General features: G+C 74.4%; 4 protein-coding genes. 1 reads left to right on the top strand and 3 read right to left on the bottom strand.

Annotated features, from left to right (window positions below):
* Positions 1–74: 74 nt before the first annotated feature.
* The 3 genes from ABT247_RS30120 to ABT247_RS30110 all read right to left on the bottom strand — a co-directional run bounded on the left by ABT247_RS30120 (position 75) and on the right by ABT247_RS30110 (position 5,445).
* The gene (locus tag ABT247_RS30120) at positions 75–1,517 is read right to left on the bottom strand and encodes an aldehyde dehydrogenase family protein (RefSeq protein WP_350748796.1); all 1,443 of its coding nucleotides are present in this window, start codon (positions 1,515–1,517) and stop codon (positions 75–77) included.
* 144 nt (positions 1,518–1,661) lie between these two features.
* A complete protein-coding gene (locus ABT247_RS30115) occupies positions 1,662–3,227 on the bottom strand; it encodes a PucR family transcriptional regulator (RefSeq protein ID WP_350748793.1) in 1,566 nt (521 codons plus the stop codon).
* Between the two features lie 154 nt (positions 3,228–3,381).
* The gene (locus ABT247_RS30110) at positions 3,382–5,445 is read right to left on the bottom strand and encodes a type IV secretory system conjugative DNA transfer family protein (RefSeq protein ID WP_350748790.1); all 2,064 of its coding nucleotides are present in this window, start codon (positions 5,443–5,445) and stop codon (positions 3,382–3,384) included.
* A 241-nt stretch (positions 5,446–5,686) separates the two neighbouring features.
* Between ABT247_RS30110 and gabT the strand changes: the two genes are divergently transcribed.
* On the top strand, positions 5,687–7,027 hold the full coding sequence (gabT, locus tag ABT247_RS30105; RefSeq protein ID WP_350748788.1) for a 4-aminobutyrate--2-oxoglutarate transaminase: 1,341 nt from the start codon (positions 5,687–5,689) through the stop codon (positions 7,025–7,027).
* The last annotated feature ends 120 nt before the right edge of the window (positions 7,028–7,147 follow it).

Genomic DNA, 7,147 nt, shown 5'->3' with positions numbered 1-7,147 from the left:
CCCAACGGCCGGGCCCCCACACGACGGAGGGCCCGGTCCGCCGAGCGGACCGGGCCCTCCTCGGGCGCCGTCGGTCAGAGGTCCAGGCCGGTCAGCACCATGACCTTCTCGACCGTGTAGTCGTCCATCGCGTACTTGACGCCCTCACGGCCGACACCGGAGTCCTTGACGCCGCCGTACGGCATCTGGTCGGCGCGGTAGGACGGCGCGTCACCGATGATCACACCGCCGACCTCCAGCTCCCGGTGGGCGCGGAAGGCGGTCTGCAGGTCGTGGGTGAACACGCCCGCCTGCAGGCCGAACGGCGAGTCGTTGACGGCCGCGAAGGCCTCCGCCACGCCGTCCACCTTGTGCAGCGACAGCACCGGGCCGAACACCTCCGCCTTGGCCAGGATCGCGTCGGCGGGCAGCTCGGCCAGCACGGTCGGGGCGTAGGTCGCACCCTCGCGGGTACCGCCGGTGAGCACCTTGGCGCCCTTGGCGACCGCGTCCTCCACCCAGGACTCCACCCGCTTCGCGGCGTTCTCGTCGACCAGCGGGCCCACGTCCGTCGCGTCGTCGTTCGGGTCACCGGTGACCTGCGCGTTCACCTTGGCCACGACCTTCTCCACCAGCGCGTCGTACACCGACGCGTCGGCGATCACCCGCTGCACCGAGATGCAGGACTGGCCGCCCTGGTAGTTGGCGAACATCGCGATCCGGGTGGCCGCCCAGTCCAGGTCGGCGTCCGAGGACCAGTCGGCGAGCACCACGGCCGCGGCGTTGCCGCCGAGCTCCAGGGTGGTGTGCTTGCGCGGCACCGAGTCCATGATCTGGTAGCCGACCTTGTCCGACCCGGTGAAGGAGATCACCGGCAGCCGCTCGTCCTGCACCAGCGCGGGCATGCGGTCGTTCGGCACGGTCAGGATCGACCAGGAGCCGGCCGGCAGGTCGGTCTCGGCGAGGATCTCGCCCAGCACCATCGCCGACAGCGGGGTCGCCGGGGCCGGCTTGAGGATGATCGGGGCGCCGACCGCGATCGCCGGGGCGACCTTGTGGGCGACCAGGTTCAGCGGGAAGTTGAACGGGGCGATCCCCAGCACCACGCCGCGCGGGAAGCGGCGCACCAGCGCGAAGCGGCCCACGCCGCCCGGGTCGGTGTCCAGCCGCATGGTCTCGCCGTTGGTGCGGCGCGCCTCCTCGGCGGCCCAGCGGAAGACCGACACCGCGCGGCCGACCTCGCCGCGGGCCCACTTGATCGGCTTGCCGTTCTCGGCGGTGATCAGCCGGGCGAGCTCCTCGGAGCGCTCCGCCAGCCGCTTGGCCACGTGGTCCAGGGCGGCGGCCCGCTGGTGCGCCGGGGTCGCGGCGAACACCGGCAGCGCGGCGACGGCGGCGTCCAGCGCCTCCTCGACCTGCGCGTCGGTCGGGATGCTCACCTTGCCGACCAGACGGCCGTCCCAGCTGTTGTGCACCTCGAAGTCGGCGTCACCGCTCGCCCGGCGGCCGGCGAGCCAGAAATCGTACGTGGTGGTCACCGTGGTACCGGCCCTCTCCTCGTCGTCGTACGGCCCACGGGCGTGGGACCCGAACCCGAGGGTAGGGGCGCGGGCGCACCCACCGGATTGGCCGACTAGGAGCGTTCGGCCCGGAGGCCACTCCACCGCGTCCAGGCGTGTGTTCTATTCCTCCCCGGAGCGGAGCGCCAGCCACAACTCCATCCGCACGTCCGTGTCGTCCAGCGAGCGGCCCAGCAGCTCCTCGACCCGGCGCATCCGGTAGCGCAGCGTGTGGCGGTGCACCCCGAGATCGGCCGCCGCCGCGTCCCACTGCCCGTGCCGCGACAGCCACGCCCGCAGCGAGGCCACCAGGTCACCGCGGGCCGTCCGGTCGTGCTCCCGCAACGGCCGCAGCAGCCCCTCCGCGAAGGCCGTCACCGCGTCCTCCCCGAGCAGCGGCAGCAGCGAACCCGCGCCGACCTCCTCGTGGTCCACCGACCGGCGGCCACCGCGCAGCGCCACCGCCAGCGCCCGCTCCGCCTGCGCGTGCGCCGTGCCCGCCTCCTCCAGCGCGGCCGGCGCCGAGACGCCCAGCGACAGGCCCTCGTGCTCCTCCACCGCGCCCAGGCAGGCCCGGTGCACCGCGCCGTTGTCCAGCGCCAGCACCATCAGCCGCGGCCCGTGGGCGCCGTCCTCCCGGGCCACCAGCAGCTTCTCGCCCACCCGGGCACCCGCCTGCTCGGCCCGGTCGCCCAGCTCCGCGAGCGCCTCGGCGGCCTCCGCGTTCGGCCCGGCCCCGGCCACCAGGACCCGTATCGTCCCCTCCGGCAGGCCGCCGAACAGCCCCGCCGCCACCTGACGGGCCGTCGGCACCTCACCGGCCAGCACCATCCGCAGCAGCGCCGCACCCATCCGCTCCTCGGCCTGGCGCAGCTCGCGCGAGCGCTCCAGGGTGAGGGTCAGCAGCGCCACCGCCGCGTTCAGCACGTACCGCTCGGTCGGCGTGATCCGGTCCTCGGTCCCCACCGCCAGGAAGCCCCGGGCCCGTCGGTCCGCCCCCAGCGACTGGACCACCACGTAGTCCTCGTCCGCCGTGTCTATCCCCGGCGCGCGCCCCTGCAGCGCGGCACTCGACGGCGCCGGCCGCCGGCGCAGCCGGTCCACCTCCGCCGCCAGCCGCCCCGCCCGGCGGGCCGCCCAGTCCGGCGCCACCACCGACAGCGCACCCGACCCGTCGTACAGCGCCGCCCAGCCCCCCAGCCGGGCCGCCAGCCGACGCACCACGGCCGTGGTGCCGTCCTTGCCGAGCGCCGCCCGGGTCAGCTCCTCCTGCGCCTCGAAGCTGGTCGTCACCGCCTCGTACTGCTCCGCGGCGAGCGCCGCCGACACCGCCTTGCTGATCGCGATGAAGGGCGTCGGCTCCGGCACCCGCAGCAGCGGCAGCCCCCGCTGCGCCGCCGCGTCCACCAGCGGCTGCGGCACCTCGGTGTGCGACAGGCCCACCCCCAGGCCCAGCCCCACCACCCCGGCGTCGGCCAGCCGGTGCACGTACGCCTGCAGCTGCGCCGCCGTGCGGCCCAGCTTGATGCCGGTGGTGAGGAGCAGCTCCCCACCCTCCAGGAACGGCGTCGGGTCGTCCAGCTCACTGGTGTGCACCCAGCGGACCTGCCGCTCCAGGTGGTCCGCGCCGGCGAGCACCGTCAGGTGGAGCGAACTGTTGCGGACGACGGAGGCGAGTGTGGGGGGCATGGCACCTTCGAAGGTTCGACCTGACCGCGCCGTTGCGGCCGGGCGAGGAGAGGGACGTGGGACTGGTGAGGGTCTCTCCCCTTCATTATGGACGGCCCGGACAACGGGCACTGCCGAATCCACCTCGAAGGCGATTTCCCCGGCCCCGCGCGCGTCAGCCCCGGAGGTCCACCAGCAGCGGCGGCACCTGCTCCCCCGACACCGCCGTCAGCGACACCACGGCGTGCCCCGCAGGCAACGCGTGCGCGAGGTCCGACGGCGACCACCTCAGCCGCTCCACCTCGCGGGTCGTCACCGACTCGGTCTGCGCCGTGGTACCCGACAAGGCCTTCCGCCCGAGCCGGCCGACCCGCCTCATCACCCCGCCGGACGTGTCGGGGGTGTGGGTGACCGCGGTCTCCTGCACCAGGTGCGTCCCCCAGGCCTCCGAGAACAGCCGCCCGTCCCAGGGCGCGATCCCCGGGAAGGCCATCCGGCAGCCGACCGCGCCGAAGAGCGGCGCCCGCAGCGCCTCCGGCAGGTCCACCAGCGTCCGCAGCAGCAGCACCGCCCCGGCGTTCGCGCCCCGCATCCGCTGCAGGCCGCGGACCGAACCGGCGTCCAGGGCGGCCGAGGCGTCGTCCACCACCAGGCCCGCGAACAGCGAACGGTCCTCCCGGGCGCCCGCCGCCTGCACGAACTGGCCCACCACCAGGCGCGACAGCATCCGGGCGGCCTCCGGGTGACTGCGCTCGGGCAGCTTCACCCGCACCCGCAGCGGATGGTCCAGCACCCGCATCGCGAACGGGGGGCGGCCGGTGCCGTCGGTCGCGAAGGCGCCCTCGAAGGCCGGCCGGTCCAGCAGCGCCAGCCGGTCCGCCAGCAGCGCCCCCGGATCGTCCGCCCGGCCGCGCTGGCGCTCCCGGTGCTCCAGGTCCCGCTCGTACGCCGTCAGCCGCCCGGCCGCGCCGAGCGCCTTCACCAGCGCCGCCAGCGCGTCGGGCTCGCCGCCCAGCAGGGCCCGCAGCTCGCGCACCCCCGGGTAGCGGCGGTACGCGGCGTGGAACGGGCCGACCACCTGCTGAAGCGCCGTCCGGGCGTTCTCGGCGCGGGCCGTCAGCTCGTCCGGCAGGAGCGCGTCGGCCAGTCGGGCGGCGGCGTCGTCCGGATCCCGCGCGCCGCCGTAGAGGTCCAGGCCGTACGCCGAGGCCGGATCGCCGGGGGCGATCACCACGTCGTACCAGGCGTCCGGACCGAGATCGGCGTCCGCCGACCCCACCACCACCGCGCACGCCGTACCGGCCAGCGCCTGGAGGCACAGCGCCTCGGCCACCGGCCTCGCCAGCCGGGCGGTCTTCCCGGTCCCGGCCGGGCCGACCGCCAGCAGCGAGGTGCCCAGCACCGCCGGATCCAGCGCGAAGCCGGCCGCCCGGTGACTCAGCGGGTTCTTCGGCACGTCCTGGGCCACGCCGAGGCACACCTGGCCGACCAGCAGATCGTGCCGCCGCGCCCGGCCGGGCAGCTCGCGCGATTCGGAGGGGTGCACGAACGCCGCGGCGCCGCGGGCGGCCACCTGCTCGACGAAGGCGGGCACGAACACCGGGTCCGCCTGCGCGGATTCCCAGGCGCGCCGGATCCGCACGTAGTCGACGTCACCGACCGGCTCGGCCTCCAGCCGCGCCGCCGCCTCGGCCGCCCCGCCCCGGCGCAACGCGTCCCACGGGTCCTGGCGGCGGGGGGCCTCCACCGCCCCGGCGTCCTCCTCGGCGGGCTCCTCCCTGGTCACCGCCCGGGACAGCAACGGGGCGGCGTAGCGGCGCCACACCTCGGGCCAGCGGCCCATCCGGCCGAAGACCTTGATGACCACGCCGAGGACGAGGACGTTCAACGTCAGCACGACGGAGGTGGCGACGAAGGCGGACTGGGACGGAAGGACACCGATGAGTGTGGTGCCGTCCTTCGCGAACTCGACGCCGTAGACGAAGGCCAGCCACCCCACCACCGCGTTGAGCGCCGCCCGCAGCAGCAGCGGCCAGGTCGGGACCTTGGCCGCCTCCGCGCGCTCCGGGTCGAGGCGGCGGTAGCCGAGCCGGTAGACGCCCGGTCCCGCGTCGGGCCGCGGGGCGGTGGCCCACTCGGCGAGGTCGAAGGCGGGGCCGCCGGGGCGTTGGTGGGGCAGCGGGGTCGGGGGTCTGGTGGTGGTGCGCTCGCCGTGGTGGTGTGCCCCGTCCTGTGCCATGTACGGCCCCGCTCCCTCGCCCGCCCGGCCCGATCACCGTCGGTGCCGCCATACCCATGCCGCCGTACCGGCGACACGCCCGCGCTCAGGGTAGTGGAGCGGGGCCTGCGGGTAGTCGCACCTCCTGCGCTGGCCGCGCCGGACAAGTCGGACGGCGCACTGCTACCGAGTGGCGCATGCCCGGCCGGGGAGGGCGGCCGTAGCCTGCGAAGCACCGAGCCGAGAAGTCTGGAGAAACCCCATGAGCGCCGTAACGCCGCTCCCGCAGGAGCGCCGCCTGGTCACCGCGATCCCCGGTCCGAAGTCGCAGGAGCTGCAGGCCCGCAAGCTGGGTGCGGTGGCGGCCGGCGTCGGCACCACCCTGCCGGTGTACGTCACCCGCGCCAACGGCGGCGTGCTGGAGGACGTGGACGGCAACTCGCTGATCGACTTCGGCTCCGGCATCGCCGTGACGAACGTCGGCAACAGCGCCGAGGCCGTGGTGGCCAAGGCGAGCGAGCAGCTGGCCGCCTTCACCCACACGTGTTTCATGGTCACCCCCTACGAGGGCTACGTGGCCGTCGCCGAGCAGCTGAACGAGCTGACCCCGGGTGACCACGACAAGCGCACGGCGCTGTTCAACTCGGGCGCCGAGGCGGTCGAGAACGCGGTGAAGATCGCGCGCGCCTACACCAAGCGCACCGCCGTCGTGGTGTTCGACCACGGCTACCACGGCCGCACCAACCTGACCATGGGCCTGACGGCGAAGAACATGCCGTACAAGCAGGGCTTCGGTCCGTTCGCCCCGGAGATCTACCGGGTGCCGGTGGCCTACCCGTACCGCTGGCTGACCGGTGCCGAGAACTGCGCCACCGAGGCCGCCGCGCAGGCGATCGACATCATCAACAAGCAGATCGGCGCGGAGAACGTCGCCGCGATCATCATCGAGCCGATCCAGGGCGAGGGCGGCTTCATCGAGCCGGCCAAGGGCTTCCTGCCGGCGATCGTGGAGTACGCGAAGGCGAACGGCATCGTGTTCGTCGCCGACGAGATCCAGACCGGTTTCTGCCGCACCGGCCAGTGGTTCGCCTGTGAGGACGAGGGCATCGTCCCGGACCTGATCACCACCGCCAAGGGCATCGCCGGCGGTCTGCCGCTGGCCGCGGTGACCGGCCGCGCCGAGATCATGGACGCCGCGCACGCGGGCGGCCTGGGCGGCACCTACGGCGGCAACCCGGTGGCCTGCGCCGCCGCGCTGGGCGCCATCGAGACGATGAAGGAGCAGGACCTCGCCGGCAAGGCGCAGCGGATCGGCGAGGTCATGCTGGGCCGCCTGCGCTCGCTGCAGGAGAAGTTCGACATCATCGGCGAGGTCCGCGGCCGCGGCGCGATGATCGCCGTCGAGCTGGTGAAGCCGGGTGGCAAGGAGCCGAACGCGGAGGCCACCGCGGCCATCGCCAAGGCCTGCCACGCCGAGGGCCTGGTCGTGCTGACCGCCGGCACCTACGGCAACGTGCTGCGCTTCCTGCCGCCGCTGGTCATGCCGGAGCACCTGCTGCTCGAGGGCCTGGACATCCTGGAGGGTGCGTTCGCCACCGTCTGAGCGGTGTCGCGCCCCAGGTCGACCTGGTCGGGAAGTTCGAGGACGTCCACCGGGATCGGCGGGGTGTCCAGGATGGTGGGGATCAGGTAGTCGGTGAAGGAGGCGTTGCGCACCTTGCCG

The organism is Kitasatospora sp. NPDC001539 (assembly GCF_040298565.1).
In the GTDB taxonomy this organism is placed as follows: Bacteria; Actinomycetota; Actinomycetes; order Streptomycetales; family Streptomycetaceae; genus Kitasatospora.
This window is presented reverse-complemented; position numbering and strand designations above follow the sequence as displayed.

Excerpts from the sequence above, each read along its gene's own strand:
- ABT247_RS30115 (WP_350748793.1), bottom strand. The coding sequence starts at position 3,227 with ATGCCCCCCACACTCGCCTCCGTCGTCCGCAACAGTTCGCTCCACCTG.
- ABT247_RS30110 (WP_350748790.1), bottom strand. The coding sequence starts at position 5,445 with ATGGCACAGGACGGGGCACACCACCACGGCGAGCGCACCACCACCAGA.
- gabT (WP_350748788.1), top strand. The coding sequence starts at position 5,687 with ATGAGCGCCGTAACGCCGCTCCCGCAGGAGCGCCGCCTGGTCACCGCG.